The sequence below is a fragment of the Streptomyces sp. NBC_00490 genome (assembly GCF_036013645.1).
Lineage (GTDB): Bacteria > Actinomycetota > Actinomycetes > Streptomycetales > Streptomycetaceae > Streptomyces > Streptomyces canus_F.
In genome coordinates this window covers 7,588,528-7,607,137 of the sequence record NZ_CP107869.1, presented here as the reverse complement: position 1 = coordinate 7,607,137, position 18,610 = coordinate 7,588,528, and the positions used below count along the sequence as shown (strand labels likewise).

Here is an 18,610-nt window from a genome sequence, read left to right as displayed (position 1 = left end):
CGGTCAGGACCCCGCGGTCTTCTGGGCGTCCGTCCAGCGCTCGCTGAGGTCGGCGAGGAAGTCGTCGAGGCTGCCCTTGCGGGCGCCCCGGGCCAGGTCGACCAGGTTCTGGCGGTACTCGGGGGCGTAGATGCCGACCTCCGAGGTGTTGTCGATCTGCTTGACCTCGGCGCCCTTGGCGTCGTCCACCTCGATGAGCTCGACGCCCGCCTCCTCGTACGGCTTGAGGACCTCGGGCATGGGGGCGTCCTTGAGCGGGGAGATGGCCAGGTTGTCCTCGACGTAGCTCGACTTGTCGGTGAACCAGTCGATCCAGGCGCGGGCCGCTTCCTTGTGCTTCGAGTGGACGTTGACGGCCTGGTTGTAGTCCGGGGCGACGGTCGCGCAGAACTTGCCGTTCGTCTGCGACGGGAAGGGCATGAAGCCGATGTCGTCAGGGTTGGCCCCGGCCTTCTTGGCGGCGTCCTGGAACTGGACGATGGCCCAGGTGCCCAGCCACTGTGTCGCGATCTCGCCCTTCGCGGTCCGGGGCTTGGACTCCTCCCAGTTGCTCGTCGTGGGGTCCTTCTCGATGAGGCCCGACTTCACGATGTCGTGGAGCAGGGTGTCGCCGACGCGCAGGTCGGCGCCCTTCGCCCACGGGTCGCCCTCGGCCAGTTTCGTGGTCGCCTGCGGGTCGCAGTGGACGGCGCCGTCGACGTACGTCCACGAGGTGAGCGTCCAGCCGGCCGAGAAGTTGGTGTAGTACGGGATGGCGTCGGTCCTGGACTTGATGGCCTTGAGGCTTTCGAGGAACTCGGCCGGGGTGGTGGGCCATTCGGTGATCCCGGCCTCCTTCCAGACGCGCTTGTTGTAGACGAACCCGGGCATCACACCGACCGGGCTCTGGCCGTAGACCTTGCCGTTGACGGTGGTGAAGTCGGTGAAGCGGTACTTCTTGCCGCGCTCGGCCTGGGTGCCGAGCGAGGCGAAGAACTTCGGGTAGTCGGCCTTCTTGATGACCGCGGGGATCAGCAGGACGTCGCCGTAGTTCTCCGTGTTCATACGGATCTTGACTTCGGCCTCGTAGTTGGTGAGGGCCTCGAACTCGACCTTGACCTTCGGGTAGGTCTTGTTGAACTCGGCGGCGTACTTCTTCATCGTGCCGTCCTGCACGAGGTCGGTCCGCACGGTGAGGACTTTGATGGTTCCGCTGACCTTCGACGGGTCGTCGGCTGCCTTGGCGTCGGCGCCTTTCGTGGAACCCCCGGTGCCGGTGCACCCCGGGATGAGCAGGGCGGCTCCCACGGCGAGGGCCAGGACTGTACGGCGGTTCATGTGCGTCAGCTCCGTTCTTGGGACGGACGAGCACGAGCGGGTTGGCTGGTTCCGAACTCTGACAACGTTTTCTTAACCGGTAAAGTCCCTATCTCGCCAACGATGCCAAACTGTTTCCATCGCTTCTCGGCAACTGGACTTGATCGGTTTAGGGAGTGCGCATGCGTCAGGACACACCGCTCGGCGAGGGATGGATCCTGCTGCACGAGGGGAGCGAACTCCCCGCCGCGGTGCCGGGCTGCGTGCACACCGACCTGCTGGCCGCGGGGGTGATCCCGGACCCCTTTCTCGGGCGCAACGAGACCGAGGTGGCCTGGGTGGGGCGGCGGGAGTGGACGTACGAGACGCGGCTGCGGGCCGGCTCGGGACACTCGGCCCACGAGCAGACCGACCTCGTCTTCGAGGGCCTCGACACCGCCGCCGAAGTCCGTCTGGACGGGCGGCTGTTGGGGCGGACTCGGAACATGCACCGCTCGTACCGCTTCGATGTGACCGGCCTGGAAGGACGGCTGTCGGTGCGGTTCGCCTCCGCCTACGCCGAGGCCGAGGCGGTGCGCGGCAAGCTCGGGGAGCGGCCGGCCGCGTATCAGGAGCCCTTCCAGTACATCCGCAAGATGGCCTGCTCCTTCGGCTGGGACTGGGGGCCGACCCTGGTGACGGCCGGGATCTGGCGGCCGGCGCGGCTGGAGCACTGGTCGACGGCCCGGATCGCGCGGGTGCGGCCACTGGTGACCGTTGACGCCGAACAGGGCCTGGGGATCGTGGAGTTGGCCGTCGAGGTCGAGCGGACCCGGGTCGAGGCGTCGCTCGCCGTCCAGGCGACGGTGGGCGGGGTGCGGGTGCGCGCTTCCCTCGACGGGGCGAGTGGGGTCGTACGGCTCGACGTGCCCGACGTGCGGCTGTGGTGGCCGCGCGGGTATGGCGAACAGCCTTTGTACGACGTCGAGTTGACCTTGCTGCACGGTGACGACGTGCTGGATGTGTGGCGGCGGCGGGTCGGTTTCCGCACGGTGGAGCTGGACCGGTCGGCCGATGAGCACGGCACCGGTTTCACCTTCGTCGTCAACGGTGAGCGGCTCTTCGCGCGGGGCGTCAACTGGATCCCGGACGACGTGTTCCCGTCGCGGATCACGCGGGAGCGGTATCGGGAGCGGCTGGCGCAGGCCGCCGGGGCGGGCGTCGATCTCGTCAGGATCTGGGGCGGCGGGATCTACGAGAGCTCGGACTTCTACGACACCTGCGACGAGTTGGGGCTGCTGGTCTGGCAGGACTTCCCGTTCGCGTGCGCGGCCTATCCCGAGGAGCAGCCGCTGCGGGGCGAGGTGGAGGCCGAGGCGCGGGAGAACGTCGTACGGCTGATGCCGCATCCCTCGCTGGTGCTGTGGAACGGCAACAACGAGAACCTGTGGGGGTTCAGGGACTGGGGCTGGGAGGAACGCCTCGCCGGGGACTCCTGGGGCGAGGGGTACTACCTGGGCGTACTGCCGCGGGTGGTGGCCGAGTTGGATCCGACGCGGGCGTACACGGCGGGGAGTCCGTGGTCCGGGTCGTGGGAGCGGCATCCGAACGATCCGGCGCACGGGACGCGGCACTCGTGGGAGGTGTGGAACCGGGAGGACTACGCGGAGTACCGGCGTGAAGTACCGCGGTTCATGGCCGAGTTCGGGTGGCAGGCGCCGCCAGCCCACGCGACGCTGCGGCGGGCGCTGCCGGGTGAGGAGCTGGTGCCGGACTCCCCCGGGATGCTGCACCACCAGAAGGCCGACGACGGGAACGGGAAGCTGCGGCGCGGGCTGGAGCGCCACTTCGTCTTTCCCGAGGGGGACTTCGACCGGTGGCACTACCTCACGCAGGTCAACCAGGCGCGGGCCGTGGCCACCGGGATCGAGCACTGGCGGTCCCACTGGCCGGTGTGCGCGGGGACGGTCGTGTGGCAGCTCAACGATTGCTGGCCGGTGACGTCGTGGGCGGCGATCGACGGGGACGGGCGGGAGAAGCCGCTCTATCACGAGCTGCGGAGGCTTTACGCGGACCGGTTGCTGACGGTTCAGGGGCGAGCCGTGGCCGCCGTCAACCAGGGCCCTGACGTGTGGGCGGGTGCGGTGCGGCTGCGGCGGATGTCGGTCGAGGGGGCGGTGATCGGCGAGGCGAGTGTGGAGTTCACCGCCGGGGCACGGACCGTGGCGCGCGTCGACCTGCCGGGGGAGCTGGAGCCGGTCGGCGCGAAGGAGTTCCTGGTCGCGGACGCGGACGGGCTGCGGGCGCTGCGCTTTCCGGTGCCGGACCGCGAGATCCCCTACCCGCGGCCGGATTTCGACGTCTCGGTCGCGCCGGGCTCGGTGACCGTGACGGCCCGGAGTCTCGTACGGGATCTGCTCCTCCAGGCCGACCGGCTGGACCCGGAGGCGCGGGCCGACCGGGGGCTGGTGACGCTGCTGCCCGGCGAACAGGTGACCATCGGGGTCAGCGGCTGGAAGACTCCTGATCCGGACGCCGCCCGATCCGCCCTGTACTGCCTGGAGCCCAGCCGATGACAGCCCAACCGGCTTCCCGCGTCACCATCAAGGACGTCGCCGCGCGTGCCGGCGTGTCCAAGGGTGCCGTGTCGCTCGCGTTCAACCACAAGCCGGGGTTGGCGGAGACGACCCGGGACCGGATCTTCAAGGCCGCGCGGGAGCTGGGCTGGGCGCCGAACCTCACCGCGCGGACGCTGGCCGGGTCGCGGGTGGACGTGGTGGGCCTCGCGATCTGCCGGCCGGCGCGGCTGCTGGGCCTGGAGCCCTTCTACATGGAGTTCATCTCCGGCGTGGAGAGCGTGCTGACCGAGCACTCGTGCTCCCTGCTGCTGCGTCTGGTGCGGAACGTGGAGGAGGAGGTCGGGATCCAGGAGTCGTGGTGGCGGGGGCGGCAGATCGGCGGCGCGATCCTCGTCGACTTCCGGCCCGACGACCCTCGGGTGGAGACGGCCGAGCGGCTCGGGCTGCCGGTGGTCGCGGTCGGGCATCCCTCGCTCACCGGGAGCCTGACGTCCGTGTGGACCGACGACGCCACCGCCGTGACGGAGGCGGTGCGGTATCTGGCGGCGCTCGGGCACCGGCGGATCGCCCGGGTCGGGGGTGCGGCCGCGCTGGGGCACACCGCGGCGCGTACGGCCGCCTTCGACGAGGCGGCGCGGACGCTGGAGCTGGCCGGGGCGTGGCAGGTGACGACCGACTACTCGGGGGAGGCGGGGGCGCGGGCGACGCGGTCCATGCTGGCCGCCGACGCGGCGGACCGGCCCACGGCGATCGTGTACGACAACGACATCATGGCGGTGGCCGGTCTCTCGGTCGCCGCCGAGATGGGGCTCTCCGTGCCCGGCGACGTCTCGCTGCTCGCCTGGGACGACTCCCAGCTGTGCCGGCTGACCCATCCCACGCTGTCCGCGATGAGCCATGACGTGCACGGATTCGGCGCGGAGGCGGCCCGGACCCTGTTCGGAGTAATCATGGGCGAGGGGCCGGGATCACATCCTGTGCCCACCCCGACCCTCACCCCGCGCGGCTCGACCGCTCCCCCGCGGGTGTGACCTTCGCCGCTCCACCCTCCAGGACTGTGCAGCTACGTTACCCATAAGTAGCATGGGCCTGAGCGCGCGCTCAGCGCTTGTGCAGTGCAGCAGTGCCATCCCGCATCTGGAGGAGAGCCATCGTGCCTCGTACCGTCAGGGACGTCGTCTTCGTCGACGGCGTCCGCACCCCGTTCGGCAAGGCGGGCCCGAAGGGCATCTACCACGAGACCCGCGCCGACGACCTCGTCGTGAAGGCGATCCGGGAGCTGCTGCGCCGCAACCCGGGTCTGGACCCGAAGAAGATCGACGAGGTCGCCATCGCCGCGACCACGCAGATCGGTGACCAGGGTCTGACCATCGGCCGCACGGCCGGCATCCTCGCCGGTCTGCCGCAGTCGGTGCCCGGCTACTCGATCGACCGCATGTGCGCCGGCGCTCTGACCGCCGTCACCTCGGTCGCCGGTTCGGTCGCCTTCGGCGCGTACGACATCGCCATCGCCGGCGGCGTCGAGCACATGGGCCGCCACCCCATGGGCGAGGGCGTGGACCCGAACCCGCGCTTCGTCTCCGAGAAGCTGGTCGACGAGTCGGCGCTGTTCATGGGCATGACCGCCGAGAACCTGCACGACCGCTACCCGCAGATCACCAAGCAGCGCGCCGACGAATACGCCGTGCGCTCCCAGGAGAAGGCCGCCAAGGCGTACGCCAACGGCAAGATCCAGGCCGACCTGGTCCCGATCTCCGTGCGCCGCACCAACCCGGAGGCCGGTGAGACGGGCTGGGGCCTGGTCACCGCCGACGAGCCGATGCGCCCGGGCACCACGCTGGAGAACCTGTCCGGTCTCAAGACGCCGTTCCGCGTCCACGGCCGCGTCACCGCGGGCAACGCCGCCGGTCTCAACGACGGCGCCACCGCCTCCCTCATCGCCTCCGAGGACTTCGCCCGCGAGAACGACCTCCCGGTGAAGATGCGCCTCGTCTCCTACTCCTTCGTGGGTGTGGAGCCGGAGGTCATGGGCTACGGCCCGATCCCGGCCACCGAGAAGGCCCTCGCGCAGGCGGGTCTGTCGATCTCCGACATCGGCCTGTTCGAGATCAACGAGGCCTTCGCCATCCAGGTCCTGGCCTTCCTCGACCACTACGGCATCGCCGACGACGACGCGCGCGTCAACCAGTACGGCGGCGCGATCGCCTTCGGTCACCCGCTGGCCTCCTCGGGCGTGCGTCTGATGACGCAGCTGGCCCGTCAGTTCGAGGAGCAGCCGGAGGTCCGCTACGGCCTCACCACCATGTGCGTCGGCTTCGGCATGGGCGCCACGGTGATCTGGGAGAACCCGAACCACAAGGACGCCGGAGGCGACAAGTGAGCACCACCGCTGAGCTTCTGAAGGGTGCGGCCGAGCTGTTCCCCGACGAGGTCGTGACGTCCGCGCACGTACGCCACCTCGACCTGCCGTTCGGCGCCGGGCGCTTCGCGCTCATCACGCTGGACAACGGCTTCGACCACACCAAGCCGACCACCTTCGGCCCGCAGTCGCTGGCGAACCTCGACGCCGCCATCGACCAGGTCGAGGCGGAGGCCGCGGCCGGCGACATCGTCGGCGTCGGCATCACCGGCAAGCCGTTCATCTTCGCGGTCGGCGCCGACCTCAAGGGCGTCGAGCTCCTCAAGGAGCACAAGGACGCGCTCGCCATCGGCAAGGGCGGCCACGAGGTCTTCAAGCGCCTCGCCGGCATCGCGGTGCCGACCTTCGCGTACTACAACGGTGCCGCGATGGGCGGTGGCGTCGAGGTCGGTCTGCACTGCCAGTACCGGACGGTGTCCGCGGCCCTGCCCGCCTTCTCGCTCCCCGAGGTCTTCCTCGGCCTGGTCCCCGGCTGGGGCGGCTGCACCCTGCTGCCGAACCTGATCGGCGCCGACAAGGCCGTCTCGGTGATCATCGAGAACTCCCTGAACCAGAACAAGCAGCTCAAGGGCGCTCAGGTCTACGAACTGGGCATCGCCGACGCGCTGTTCGAGGGCGCGGACTTCCTGGAGCAGTCCCTGCTGTGGACGGCGTCCGTCCTCAAGGGCGAGATCGTCATCGACCGTCCGGTGATCGACCGCGGTGAGGCCTGGGACCAGGCCGTCGCGCGCGGCCGGTTCATCGCCGACTCCAAGGTGCACGGCGCGGCCCCGGCCGCCTACCGCGCCCTGGACATCATCGCCGCCGCCAAGAACGGCGACCTCCAGCAGGGCTACGACGCCGAGGATGTCGCCCTCGCCGACCTGATCATGGGCGGCGAACTGCGCTCGGGCATCTACGCCTTCAACCTGGTGCAGAAGCGCGGCAAGCGTCCCGCCGGTGCGCCCGACAAGTCGCTGGCCCGCCCGGTCACCAAGGTCGGTGTCGTCGGCGCCGGTCTGATGGCCTCCCAGCTCGCCCTGCTCTTCCTGCGCCGCCTCGAGGTGCCGGTCGTCCTGACCGACATCGACCAGGAGCGCGTCGACAAGGGTGTGGGCTACGTCCACGCCGAGATCGAGAAGCTGCTCGGCAAGGGCCGTATCAACCAGGACAAGGCCAACCGCCTCAAGGCCCTGGTCACCGGTGTGCTGGACAAGGCGGAGGGCTTCTCCGACGCGGACTTCATCATCGAGGCCGTGTTCGAGGAGATCGGCGTCAAGCAGCAGGTGTTCGCGGAGGTCGAGGCGGTCGCCCCGGCGCACGCGATCCTCGCCACCAACACCTCCTCGCTGTCGGTCACCGAGATGGCGTCGAAGCTGAAGAACCCCGAGCGGGTCGTGGGCTTCCACTTCTTCAACCCGGTCGCGATCCTCCCGCTGCTGGAGATCGTCCGCGGTGAGCAGACCGACGACGCCTCGCTGGCCACGGCCTTCGGTGTCGCCAAGAAGCTGAAGAAGACCGCGGTGCTGGTCAAGGACGCCCCGGCGTTCGTCGTGAACCGCATCCTCACCCGCTTCATGGGCGAGATCCAGAACGTCATCGACGAGGGCACCCCGGTCGAGGTCGCGGAGAAGGCGGTCGAGCCGCTGGGTCTGCCGATGTCGCCGCTGGTCCTCCTCGAGCTGGTCGGTCCCGCGATCGGTCTGCACGTCTCCGAGACCCTCAACCGGGCCTTCCCGGACCGCTTCACGGTCTCCCCGAACCTCGCGGCCGTCGTCAAGGCGGGCAAGCGCGGCTTCTACGTCTACGACTCCGGCAAGCCGGAGCTGGACCCCGAGGTCGCCGCGCTCCTCAAGCAGGGCGACTCCGTCCTCACCGAGGAGCAGGTCCGCGACCGCGTCCTGGACGCCGTCGCCCAGGAGATCGGGCTCATGCTCGACGAGGGTGTCGTCGCCGAGGCCCAGGACATCGACCTCTGCCTGATCACGGGTGCGGGCTGGCCCTTCCACCTGGGCGGCATCACGCCGTACCTGGACCGTGAGGGCGTCTCCGAGCGGGTGAACGGGAAGAAGTTCCTGGCGCCGGGTGTGGCCAGCGTCCCCGCGTAAGCGCTCCGCTGTGAACGCCGGTGCCCCGCATGCCGTTTCGGTGTGCGGGGCACCGGCGTTTCGCGTGAGGCAAAGGCGTCTTCTCGCCCCCGCCGCCCCTGCCCTTCCCGTCCCTGGGGGCTTTGCCCCCAGACCCCCTCAAAGATTGCGCAGTTCCCCGCGCCCCTTATGGGGCTTCCCATGCCTCCAGGGCCAGGCCCGGCTCGTTCTTTCTCCGGGTCAGCAGGAGTTGGGCGGACGACGGGGACAGGGTTGCCGCCACCACTCTGCCGTTCTCGTCCGTCGTCAGTGACACCCCTGCGTCCGCCGGGAGCGTCGGGCCCGACTCCGCCCACCACGCGCCCGCCGACTCCTGCTCGGTCGGGTACGCGGCGAAGGCCACGCGGCCGCTGGAGGAGCGTTGGGCGAGCAAGGTGCAGTCGTGGCCGTCGAGTTCGCAGCGGACGGCGGAGACCGGGCCGGGGCCCGCCGAGGCGAGGAGGGCGAGGGGTTTGCCGCCGGGGCGCCAGGCGCACAGGTCGCCGGCGTCGTCGGTGTAGAAGAGCGTGGTGTGCTCCGGGGAGGTCGACACGGCGCGGAGGGTGCCCGGGCGGACCGGGGTCTCCAGTGCCTCCGTCAGGACGGGCTGGGCGCCCGACTTCTCCTGGCGCCAGTACAGGACGCCGCCGGGGACGGCCGCGTACAGCTCCACGCACCCCGACTCGCCGGTCACCGCCGCCAGATCCTCCTGTACGTCACTCCCCTTGAGGTCCCGCCACGGGTCCCAGCCGCCCTTCTCCTTCTGGGCGACCATGCTCACCCCGCCGCCCCTGTTGCGGACGAAGACATGGGCGCGGCCCTGGGCGTCGACCGCGACGGCGGGTGTGCCGGTGCGGTCGCCCGCCTTGTTGGGATGGCCGATGGGCGTCCAGTCGAGGGCGGCGAGGCGCGGGCGGAAGTGCGTGGAGTGCACGAGCCCGGACTCGCCGGGTTTGGTGGGCCGCCAGGACACGAGATGGGCGTAGCCGTCGCCGCCCTGTCCGATCGCGAGGCCCGGGCGGAGTTTCTGGTCGCCGCCGACCGTGCGCGGAGCCGCTTCCCAGGGGCCGCCGGGCCCTTGCTCGGCCCGGCAGAGTACGGACTCGCCGGACGGCAGATAGACACTGAGCCGGCCGTCGCGGCCGCGGAGGAGCCAGTCGCCGTTCACCGCTTCACTCTATGCGTGGCCCCTTGAGCCCTGCCTGGTCACCCCCCGCGCGGGGGGCGCCCGCCGCCTGGCACCCTGGCTCCATGGACGCCGAAGCCCCGCTGCTCGTGATCGTCGATGCCGCCAACGTCGTCGGGTCGGTGCCCGACGGCTGGTGGCGGGACCGGCGGGGGGCGGCGGAGCGGTTGCGGGACCGGCTGGCGGCGGACGGGGTGCCGGGGCACGAGGGGCCGGTGGAGCTCGTGCTGGTGGTCGAGGGGGCCGCCCGGGGCGTGGAGTCCGTGCCGGGGGTACGGGTCGACGCCGCGCCCGGCAGCGGGGACGACCGGATGGTCGAGCTGGTCGCCGAGGCGGCCGGGCGCCGCGTCCTGGTCGTCACCGCCGACCGTGAACTGCGGCGACGGGTGATGGAGTTGGGGGCGGAGGTGGCGGGACCGCGCACCGTCCGCCCCTGAACACGGCTACCGCGCCCCGCCGTTCGGCGGCGTGACGCCCTGGGCGGCCGCCGCCTGCTCCCGTCCGAGGCGGCTGTGCGAGCGGCCGTAGGCGAAGTACACGACGAAGCCGAGGACCATCCAGATCGCGAACCGCAGCCACGTCTCGGCCGGCAGGTTCAGCATCAGCCACAGGGACGCCGCCACCGACAGGATCGGGATGACCGGCACCCACGGGGTGCGGAAGGCCCGGGGCAGGTCGGGGCGGGACTTGCGGAGGATGATCACGCCGATCGCGACGACCACGAACGCGAACAGCGTGCCGATGTTGACCAGTTCGGCCAGTTCGCTCAGGGGCGTGAAGCCGGCGACGATCGCGATGATCACGCCGAGCAGGATGGTCGGGCGGTGCGGGGTCCGGAACTTCGGATGGACGTGGGAGAAGAACGTGGGCAGCAGTCCGTCGCGGCTCATCGCGAAGAAGACCCGGGTCTGGCCCAGCAGCAGGATCATGCAGACCGTGGTCAGGCCGACCGCGGCGCCGAAGCTGATGAAGCCCGCGAACCAGGGGTGCCCGGTGGCCTTGAAGGCGTCGGCGAGCGGGGCCGTGATGGACAGGTCGGTGTACTTCTGCATACCGGTCACGACGATCGACACGGCCACGTAGAGGGTGGTGCAGATGAGGAGGGAGCCGAGGATGCCGCGGGGCATGTCGCGCTGCGGGTTCTTGGTCTCCTCGGCGGCCGTGGCGACGACGTCGAAGCCGATGAAGGCGAAGAAGACGACGGAGGCGGCGGTGAAGATGCCCATCACGCCGAAGTTGGAGGGCGCCCAGCCGAACATCAGCTGGATCAGCGGCGACTGGAGACTGTCACCGGCCGGCACCTCCTGCGCCTTCGGGATGAACGGGTCGTAGTGGTCGCCGTCGATGAAGAAGGCTCCGGCGATGATCACGGTCAGCACGACCGTCACCTTGATGGCGACGACGATCGAGGTCACGCGCGCGGAGAGCTTGGTGCCGAGGACGAGGATGGCGGTGAGGACCAGGACCAGCGCGGCGGCGAGGATGTCGAACCCGAAGCCGTCGGCGCCGTCCCGGCCGCTGAGCGCCGCCGGCAGATGCCAGCCCGCGTTGTCCAGCAGCGAGGCGATGTACCCGGACCAGCCGACGGCCACCACCGCCGTGCCGAGCGCGAACTCCAGGACCAGGTCCCAGCCGATGATCCAGGCGGGCAGTTCCCCGAGGGAAGCGTACGAGAAGGTGTACGCGGAGCCGGCCACCGGGACGGTGGAGGCGAACTCGGCGTAGCAGAGCGCGGCGAGCGCGCAGACGACGCCGGCCACGACGAAGGCCAGGGCGACGGCGGGGCCGGCGTTGTTCCTGGCCACCGTGCCGGTGAGGACGAAGATGCCGGTGCCGATGATGACACCGACGCCGAAGACCGTCAGATCGAGCGCCGACAGGGATTTCTTCAGCGCGTGTTCCGGCTCCTCGGTATCGCGGATGGACTGCTCGACTCTCTTCGTCCGGAAGAGTGTGCTGCTCACGGGCGTACCTCCCACGCTGTGTCGTCCTCGACATGATCGAGAGGGGGCGTACTGCGTATGCCCCGGCACGTGGTGATTCACGCAAATGGGCCGGTTCCACCACCCTTCGCGGTGGTGGAACCGGCCCATCCGGTCGTACGGGTCAGTCGCGCGCGGGCTCCGGTTCGGCCGCCGCGCTACCGTACTTGCCGTCCAGCTTGGAGACCAGACCGGTGACCTGACGGGCGATGTCCGGGGCGGTCAGACCGATCTCCGCCATGACCTCGGCGCGCGAGGCGTGGTCGAGGAAGCGCGGCGGGATGCCGAAGTCGCGCAGCGGGACATCGACACCGGCGTCGCGCAGGGCCTGGGCGACCGCCGAACCGACACCGCCGACACGGGAGTTGTCCTCGACGGTGACGACGACCCGGTGGCGCTCGGCGAGCGGGGCCATGGCCTCGTCGACGGGCTTGACCCAGCGCGGGTCGACCACGGTGGTGGTGATGCCCTGCTTGTCGAGGAGGCCCGCGATCTCCAGGCACATCGGCGCGAGGGCGCCCACGGAGACGAGGAGCACGTCGGGCGTGTCCGTCCCCGGCTCGCGGAGCACGTCCATGCCGCCCACCCGGCCCACCGCGGGCACGGCGGGGCCGACGGCGCCCTTCGAGAACCGTACGACGGTCGGCGCGTCGTCGACCTTCACGGCCTCGCGCAGCTGCGCCCGCACCTGGTCGGCGTCGCGGGGCGCGGCGAGCCGCAGTCCCGGGACGACCTGGAGGATCGACATGTCCCACATGCCGTTGTGGGAGGCACCGTCGGTGCCGGTGACGCCGGCCCGGTCGAGGACGAACGTCACACCGCACTTGTGCAGGGCGACGTCCATCAGGACCTGGTCGAAGGCGCGGTTGAGGAAGGTCGCGTAGACGGCGAAGACGGGGTGCACTCCCCCGGTCGCCAGGCCCGCTGCGGAGACGGCGGCGTGCTGCTCGGCGATGCCGACGTCGTAGACCCGCTCGGGGAACTTCTTGGCGAACTTGTCGAGGCCGACCGGCTGGAGCATGGCGGCGGTGATGGCGACGATGTCGTCCCGCTCCTCGCCGAGCCTGACCATCTCCTCGCCGAAGACGGAGGTCCAGTCGGCGCCGGAGGAGGCGATCGGCAGGCCCGTGTCGGGGTGGATCTTGCCGACGGCGTGGAAGCGGTCGGCCTCGTCCTGGAGGGCGGGCTGGTAGCCGCGGCCCTTCTCGGTGAGGCAGTGGACGATGACCGGGCCGCCGAAGCGCTTGGCGCGGGCCAGCGCGGACTCCAGGGCCTCGATGTCGTGGCCGTCGATGGGGCCGACGTACTTGAGGCCGAGGTCCTCGAACATGCCCTGGGGGGCGATGAAGTCCTTGAGGCCCTTCTTGGCCCCGTGGAGGGTCTCGTAGAGCGGTCTGCCGACGACGGGAGTGCGCTCCAGGAGGTCCTTGCCGCGGGCCAGGAAGCGCTCGTAGCCGTCGGTGGTGCGCAGGGTCGCCAGGTGGTTGGCGAGGCCGCCGATGGTCGGCGCGTAGGACCGCTCGTTGTCGTTGACGACGATGACCAGGGGCCGGTCCCTGGCGTCGGCGATGTTGTTCAGCGCCTCCCACGCCATGCCGCCGGTGAGGGCGCCGTCGCCGATCACGGCGACCACGTGGTCGTCGCCCTTGCGGATCTGGTTGGCCTTCGCGAGTCCGTCGGCCCAGCCGAGGACGGTCGAGGCGTGGCTGTTCTCGATGACGTCGTGCTCGGACTCGGCCTGCGAGGGGTAGCCGGACAGGCCGCCCTTCATCTTCAGCTTCGAGAAGTCCTGGCGGCCGGTGAGCAGCTTGTGGACGTAGGACTGGTGTCCGGTGTCCCAGAGCACCTTGTCCTTCGGCGAGTCGAAGACACGGTGCAGGGCGATGGTGAGCTCGACCACGCCGAGGTTCGGGCCGAGGTGGCCGCCGGTCTTGGAGACGGCGTCGACGAGGAAGGTCCGGATCTCCTCTGCCAGCTGGTCCAGCTGCTCCAGGCTGAGCCGGTCCAGATCGCGCGGTCCCCTGATGCGGGTCAGCAGCGGCACCCGTGCCTCCTTGCAGTAGAGCTGTTGCCGGGCTTGTCGAGTCTAATGTTCCGCCTTTGCGGACGGCGCTCGGGAGGTGCGTCATACGTCACGCGATCGGCTGTACCCAAGATCCGTCGTTCGTACGACATGAAAACGGCCCGGCGCTGTCAGCGCCGGGCCGTTTTCGGGCTTGCTAGCCGCGTCCCGCCGCCTTCTGGCTCTTGCGGGAGACCGAGTCGATGACCACGGCGCCGAGGAGGACGCCGCCGGTGATCATGTACTGGATCGACGTGTTCATGTTGAGCAGGTCGAGACCGGTCTGGATCGACTGGATGACCAGCATGCCCAGCAGCGCCGACCACACCGTGCCACGGCCGCCGAACAGCGACGTACCACCGATGACAGCGGCCGCGATGGCCAGCATCAGCGTGTTGCCGCCGCCCGCGTTCAGCGTCGCGGACGCCGTCTGGCCGGCGAAGAACATACCGCCGATGGCGGCGAAGCCGCCCGCGATGGCGAAGACCGAGATCCGGATCGCCGCCACGTTGATACCGGCACGACGCGCCGCCTCGATACCGCCGCCGACCGCGAAGACCTTGCGGCCGAACGTGGTGCGACGCAGCACGAAGTCCACGATCACCAGCGCGGCGAGGAAGATCACCAGGGAGTTGGAGACACCCGCGGCGTTGTTCAGCACGGCCGCGGCGGCGAAGGACGCCACGGCGAGCAGACCGACGCGCAGCAGGATCTCGCTGGTCGGACGGAACGGCACCCCGGCGGACTTGCGGCGGCGCTGCTCCATCAGCGAGCCCACGAGCATGGACGCCACACCGAGACCCGCCAGCAGGTAGGCACCGATGATGGCCTGGTCCATGAAGAAGGAGCCCTGCCCGAGGACGTGGACCGGGCCGCTGTCGTCCGGGATGTTGATGGTGCCGCTGTCGCCCAGCAGCCACAGCATCAGACCGTTCCAGCCGAGGAAGCCGGCCAGGGTCACGACGAACGCCGGCACACCGACCTTGGCGAAGAACCAGCCGTGCAGGACACCGATGCCGATGCCGGTCAGGATGGCCAGGAAGAGCGCCAGCCACTCGTTCATGCCGTGGGTGACCACGAACACCGCGAAGATCGTGGAGGCGAGACCGCTGACCGAGCCGACCGACAGGTCGATCTCACCGAGCAGCAGCACGAACACCAGGCCGATGGCGAGCATGCCGGTGGCCGAGAGGAAGTAGCTGATGCTGGACAGGTTGTCCGCGCTCAGGAACAGGTCGTTCTTGAGCTGGAAGATCGTCCAGATGACGATGAGGCCGACGACGACCGGCAGCTGGCCGAGCTCGCCGCCCTTCACCTTGCGCTTGAACTCGGTCCAGTAGCCCTTGAGGCCCTCTTCGCGGACCAGCAGACGCGGGTCGACGACGGCGACCGGCGCGGCCGTGGGGTCGTCGGCGGGGGCCACGGTGGTCTGGTCCTCGACCACGCCGGCCTTCTCGGTGGAGACCTTCTCGGTCTTCGACGTGTCGCTCACTTTGCCGCCTCCGTGCTGCGACGCCCCGCACGACGGGTCACGGCGTTCTCCGTGGCACCCGTGATGGCGGCGATGATCTCTTCGTGGGTGGTGTCCTTCACGGAGAAGGAACCGTTGTTCTTACCCAGGCGCAGCACGGCGACGGTGTCGGCGACAGCCTTCACGTCGGCCATGTTGTGGCTGATGAGGATGACGCCGAGGTTGCGCTCGCGCAGCCGCTCGACGAGGTCGAGGACCTGGGCGGTCTGCTCGACACCGAGGGCGGCGGTGGGCTCGTCGAGGATGACGACCTTGGGGTCACCGATGAGGGCACGCGCGATGGCGACGACCTGGCGCTGGCCGCCGGACAGGCTCGCGATCGGGATGCGCACGCTCGGGATGCGGATGGAGAGCGTGGACAGCAGCTCGCGGGCCTTCTGCTCCATGGTGACCTCGTCGATGACGCCGCGGTGCAGCAGCTCGCGTCCGAGGTAGAGGTTGCCGACCACGTCGAGGTTGTCGCACAGCGCGAGGTCCTGGTAGACCGTCGCGACGCCGAGTCCCTGGGCGTCGTGCGGCTTGTTGATGCTGACCGGCTTGCCGTCCCACTCGATGACGCCCTCATCGATGGGGTGGACTCCGGCGATCGTCTTGACCAGCGTGGACTTTCCTGCGCCGTTGTCGCCGACCAGGGCGACTACTTCTCCGGCGTGGACCTCCAGCTCGACATCGGTGAGTGCCTGCACAGCACCGAATCGCTTGGAGACTCCGCGCAACGCCAGCACGGGCGTAGCGGACACGTGAACCATCTCCTTCGCCGCCTGACCGGCGGGGATGCCGCGCTTGGGATGAGAGCGCGGAGGGGGGTGCCGAAGGGGGCACCGACTTACTGATGAACTTGCGCGCGGCCCGTGCCTCTTGGCAACGGGCGCGCTCACCGTGTTTCCGTCCGGCGCCCGTCCCGCAGCGGGGTGTGAAGGCGGGGCGGGCGCCGGAGGGGCTTGTCACCTGCCGGGAGGGCGTGCCGGATCAGAGGCACGCCCTCGGGGCGGTGGTTACTGCAGGCCGGCTGCCTTGCACTTGGCGGCGTACTCGGCGGTGCAGATCTGCTGCACGGTGTACAGCTTGTCCTTGATCACCGTGTCCTTGATGTTGTCGACGGTGACGGAGACCGGGGTCAGCAGCTGCGACGGAACCTTGTCGCCGGAGCCGTTGGTCATGGTCTGCGTGGCGAGGGAGTCGATGCTCTTGCCCTCGAGCAGGTTGACCGCGAGCTGGGCGGCGGCGTCGGCCTCGGGCTTGAAGGCCTTGTAGACCGTGCTGGACTGCGTACCGGCGACGATGCGCTGGATACCCGCGAGCTCGGCGTCCTGGCCCGTCAGCGGGATACCGGAGATGCCAGCGCCCTTGAGGGTGGTGGCGATGCCACCGGCCATGCCGTCGTTGGCGGCGTAGACGCCGGCGATGTTCTTCTTGCCGAGCTGGGTGATCGCCGCCTTCATCTTCTGCGCGGCGACCGAGTCCTTCCACAGGCCGGACTGCTCGTAGGCGATCTTGACCTTGCCGTCGAGGACGCTGTGGGCGCCCTTCTTGAACAGCGCGGCGTTCGGGTCGGCGTCGTCACCGTTGATCATGACGACGTTGGACTTCGGGGTCGCCTTGTCGCCGAGGGAGTCGAGCAGGGCCTGGCCCTGGAGCTGGCCGACCTTCTCGTTGTCGAAGGAGACGTACGCGGAGACCGGGCCCTGGGCCAGACGGTCGTACGCGATGACCTTGACGCCCTTCTTGACCGCGGCGTCGATCGAGGACTTGATGGCGGCCGAGTCCTGGGCGGAGACCACGATGACCTTCACGCCCTTGGTCACCATGGTGCTGACCTGCTGGGCCTGCTTGGCGGCGTCGGCGCCGGCGTTGTTGTAGGACACCGTGCAGTCGTCACACAGCTCCTTGACCTTGGCCTCGAAGAACGGCCGGTCGAACTGCTCGTAACGCGTGGTGACACTGTCGGGCAGGAGCAGGCCGATCGACTTGTTGTCGGAGCCGCTGCCGCCGCTGTCGTTGTCGTCGTCTCCGGCCTTGCCGCAAGCGGCGGCGGAGAGAGCAAGAGCCGAGACCAGAACGGGTACGGCCGCACGACGCATAAGCGTGTTCACTTTTGAAACCTCCCTGACGAGGCCGCGTCGTTGCGGCCGAGGTGGCTGGAAGTCAACTCGGCCGTACGTGCGACGTCAAGAAGTAAATACTTAACGGGTTGGCAACGGCGGGTTTCGTTCTCTAAGTGAAGGCAGGGGCTGCTGCATGCAGCGTGCCGTCCAAAAGGGTCGAATCGCCCATCTCGCTGAGTGCGAGAGCGAGCGCTCCGAGCACCTCCGCACGGCCCCCAAGTGCCCCCGGGAGAACGGAGAGTTGACGTGCTGCGCTAGGGATGGCGTACCGGCCCACGGACTCCCTGATGGGGCCGAGCACCAGCTCACCGGCCTCGGCGAGATCACCGCCCAGGACCACCCTGCTCGGGTTCAGGAGATTGCAGAGATTGGCCACTCCACTGCCGATGTGGCGGCCGACGTCGGCGATCACCCGACGGCAGCCTGGGTCTCCGTCCCTGGCCAGCCGCACGACGCCTTCCATCGTCAGGTCGGTGCCGTGACTGGACTGGAGGAGCGGCAGCACATAGCGCGCGGCCGCGAAGGTCTCCAGGCAGCCGCGGTTTCCACAGCGGCAGACCGGTCCGGACTCATCAAGAGTAATATGCCCGATTTCTCCCGCTGTGCCACCCGGCCCGCGGTAGATCTTGCCGCTGATGACCAGGCCGGCACCCACACCGCTGGCGACCTTGATGTACGCCAGGTCCCTGGCGCCCCTGCCGGCCCCCCAGACCATCTCGCCGAGGGCGCCCAGGTTGGCGTCGTTGTCGACGTGCACGGGGACGCCCAGACGGCCTCCCAGCTCCTCGGCGGGCTTGGTGCCGATCCACCCCGGCAGGATCGCGGAGGAGCCCAGGGAACCGGACTCCACGTCGATCGGGCCGGGCACGCCGAGACCCACCCCGGCGATCTTGGAGCGGTCGACACCGGTGGCCGCGATCAGGCGGTTGACCAGCTCTTCCGCCCGGTCGAAGCCCTGCGTCGAGGAGGCGTCCACGTCCAGCGGCTCGGACTCCTCGGCCAGCACCTGGTGGGCGAGGTTGCCGACGGCGACCCGCAGGTGCGTATGGCCGAAGTCGACGCCGATCACAATCCCGGCGTCCCCGCTGAGCGAGACGCTGCGGGCCCGCCGACCGCCCGCCGACGTGGGCGTGACCTCGACGGTTCCGCCGTCCTTGAGCTCACGGACGATATTGGACACGGTCGCCGCGGACAGCCCGGTGGTCCGGGCGATCTCCGCCTGGGTGAGCGACCCGGCCAGCCGGACGGCCCGGACCACCCGTTCCAGGTTGGCTCGGTGCAGTGACGACTGCGACCCCGGAGTCTCCACGACGACCTCCTGCGCGCGGGACCGCTTCTATGAGGCCCCGTGAATGTCCAACTAGTG

At 69.7% G+C, this 18,610-nt stretch carries 13 protein-coding genes; 5 read left to right on the top strand and 8 right to left on the bottom strand.

Features of this window, described 5'->3' with window-relative positions; all coding sequences use genetic code 11:
• Window positions 1-3 precede the first annotated feature (3 nt).
• Window positions 4-1,317, bottom strand: a complete 1,314-nt coding sequence (locus OG381_RS34815; protein ID WP_327719961.1) for an ABC transporter substrate-binding protein — start codon at window positions 1,315-1,317, stop codon at window positions 4-6.
• Window positions 1,318-1,478: 161 nt separating this feature from the next.
• Between OG381_RS34815 and OG381_RS34810 the strand changes: the two genes are divergently transcribed.
• The 4 genes from OG381_RS34810 (at window position 1,479) to OG381_RS34795 (ending at window position 8,360) form a co-directional block, all read left to right on the top strand.
• Window positions 1,479-3,851: a glycoside hydrolase family 2 protein gene (locus OG381_RS34810; protein WP_327719960.1), complete on the top strand. Its 2,373-nt coding sequence runs from the start codon at window positions 1,479-1,481 to the stop codon at window positions 3,849-3,851.
• Entirely contained in the window at window positions 3,848-4,885 is a 1,038-nt protein-coding gene (locus tag OG381_RS34805) for a LacI family DNA-binding transcriptional regulator (RefSeq protein WP_327719959.1), read from the top strand. Before OG381_RS34810 ends, OG381_RS34805 begins: the two co-directional genes overlap by 4 nt.
• A gap of 122 nt (window positions 4,886-5,007) precedes the next feature.
• Entirely contained in the window at window positions 5,008-6,234 is a 1,227-nt protein-coding gene (locus tag OG381_RS34800) for a thiolase family protein (protein ID WP_327719958.1), read from the top strand.
• Window positions 6,231-8,360, top strand: coding sequence for a 3-hydroxyacyl-CoA dehydrogenase NAD-binding domain-containing protein (locus tag OG381_RS34795; protein WP_327719957.1), 2,130 nt, complete (start codon window positions 6,231-6,233; stop codon window positions 8,358-8,360). The genes OG381_RS34800 and OG381_RS34795 overlap by 4 nt, the downstream gene beginning before the upstream one ends.
• Window positions 8,361-8,526: 166 nt before the next feature.
• Here OG381_RS34795 and OG381_RS34790 read toward each other — a convergent pair whose 3' ends face one another.
• Window positions 8,527-9,546: a hypothetical protein gene (locus OG381_RS34790; RefSeq protein ID WP_327719956.1), complete on the bottom strand. Its 1,020-nt coding sequence runs from the start codon at window positions 9,544-9,546 to the stop codon at window positions 8,527-8,529.
• 83 nt (window positions 9,547-9,629) lie between these two features.
• Between OG381_RS34790 and OG381_RS34785 the strand changes: the two genes are divergently transcribed.
• Window positions 9,630-10,001: an NTP pyrophosphohydrolase gene (locus tag OG381_RS34785; RefSeq protein ID WP_327719955.1), complete on the top strand. Its 372-nt coding sequence runs from the start codon at window positions 9,630-9,632 to the stop codon at window positions 9,999-10,001.
• Between the two features lie 6 nt (window positions 10,002-10,007).
• Here OG381_RS34785 and OG381_RS34780 read toward each other — a convergent pair whose 3' ends face one another.
• The 6 genes from OG381_RS34780 to OG381_RS34755 form a co-directional block, all read right to left on the bottom strand.
• Window positions 10,008-11,528 (bottom strand): amino acid permease, encoded by a 1,521-nt coding sequence (locus OG381_RS34780; RefSeq protein ID WP_327719954.1) that lies wholly within the window; start codon window positions 11,526-11,528, stop codon window positions 10,008-10,010.
• 142 nt (window positions 11,529-11,670) lie between these two features.
• Window positions 11,671-13,590 (bottom strand): 1-deoxy-D-xylulose-5-phosphate synthase, encoded by a 1,920-nt coding sequence (gene dxs / locus OG381_RS34775; protein ID WP_327719953.1) that lies wholly within the window; start codon window positions 13,588-13,590, stop codon window positions 11,671-11,673.
• Between the two features lie 175 nt (window positions 13,591-13,765).
• Window positions 13,766-15,100: a sugar ABC transporter permease gene (locus OG381_RS34770; protein ID WP_327719952.1), complete on the bottom strand. Its 1,335-nt coding sequence runs from the start codon at window positions 15,098-15,100 to the stop codon at window positions 13,766-13,768.
• Entirely contained in the window at window positions 15,097-15,888 is a 792-nt protein-coding gene (locus tag OG381_RS34765) for an ATP-binding cassette domain-containing protein (RefSeq protein ID WP_046259989.1), read from the bottom strand. The genes OG381_RS34770 and OG381_RS34765 overlap by 4 nt, the downstream gene beginning before the upstream one ends.
• A 246-nt stretch (window positions 15,889-16,134) precedes the next feature.
• The gene (locus OG381_RS34760; protein ID WP_327722626.1) at window positions 16,135-17,220 is read right to left on the bottom strand and encodes a sugar ABC transporter substrate-binding protein; all 1,086 of its coding nucleotides are present in this window, start codon (window positions 17,218-17,220) and stop codon (window positions 16,135-16,137) included.
• Window positions 17,221-17,353: 133 nt separating this feature from the next.
• A complete protein-coding gene (locus OG381_RS34755) occupies window positions 17,354-18,553 on the bottom strand; it encodes an ROK family transcriptional regulator (protein ID WP_046259987.1) in 1,200 nt (399 codons plus the stop codon).
• Between the last annotated feature and the right edge of the window lie 57 nt (window positions 18,554-18,610).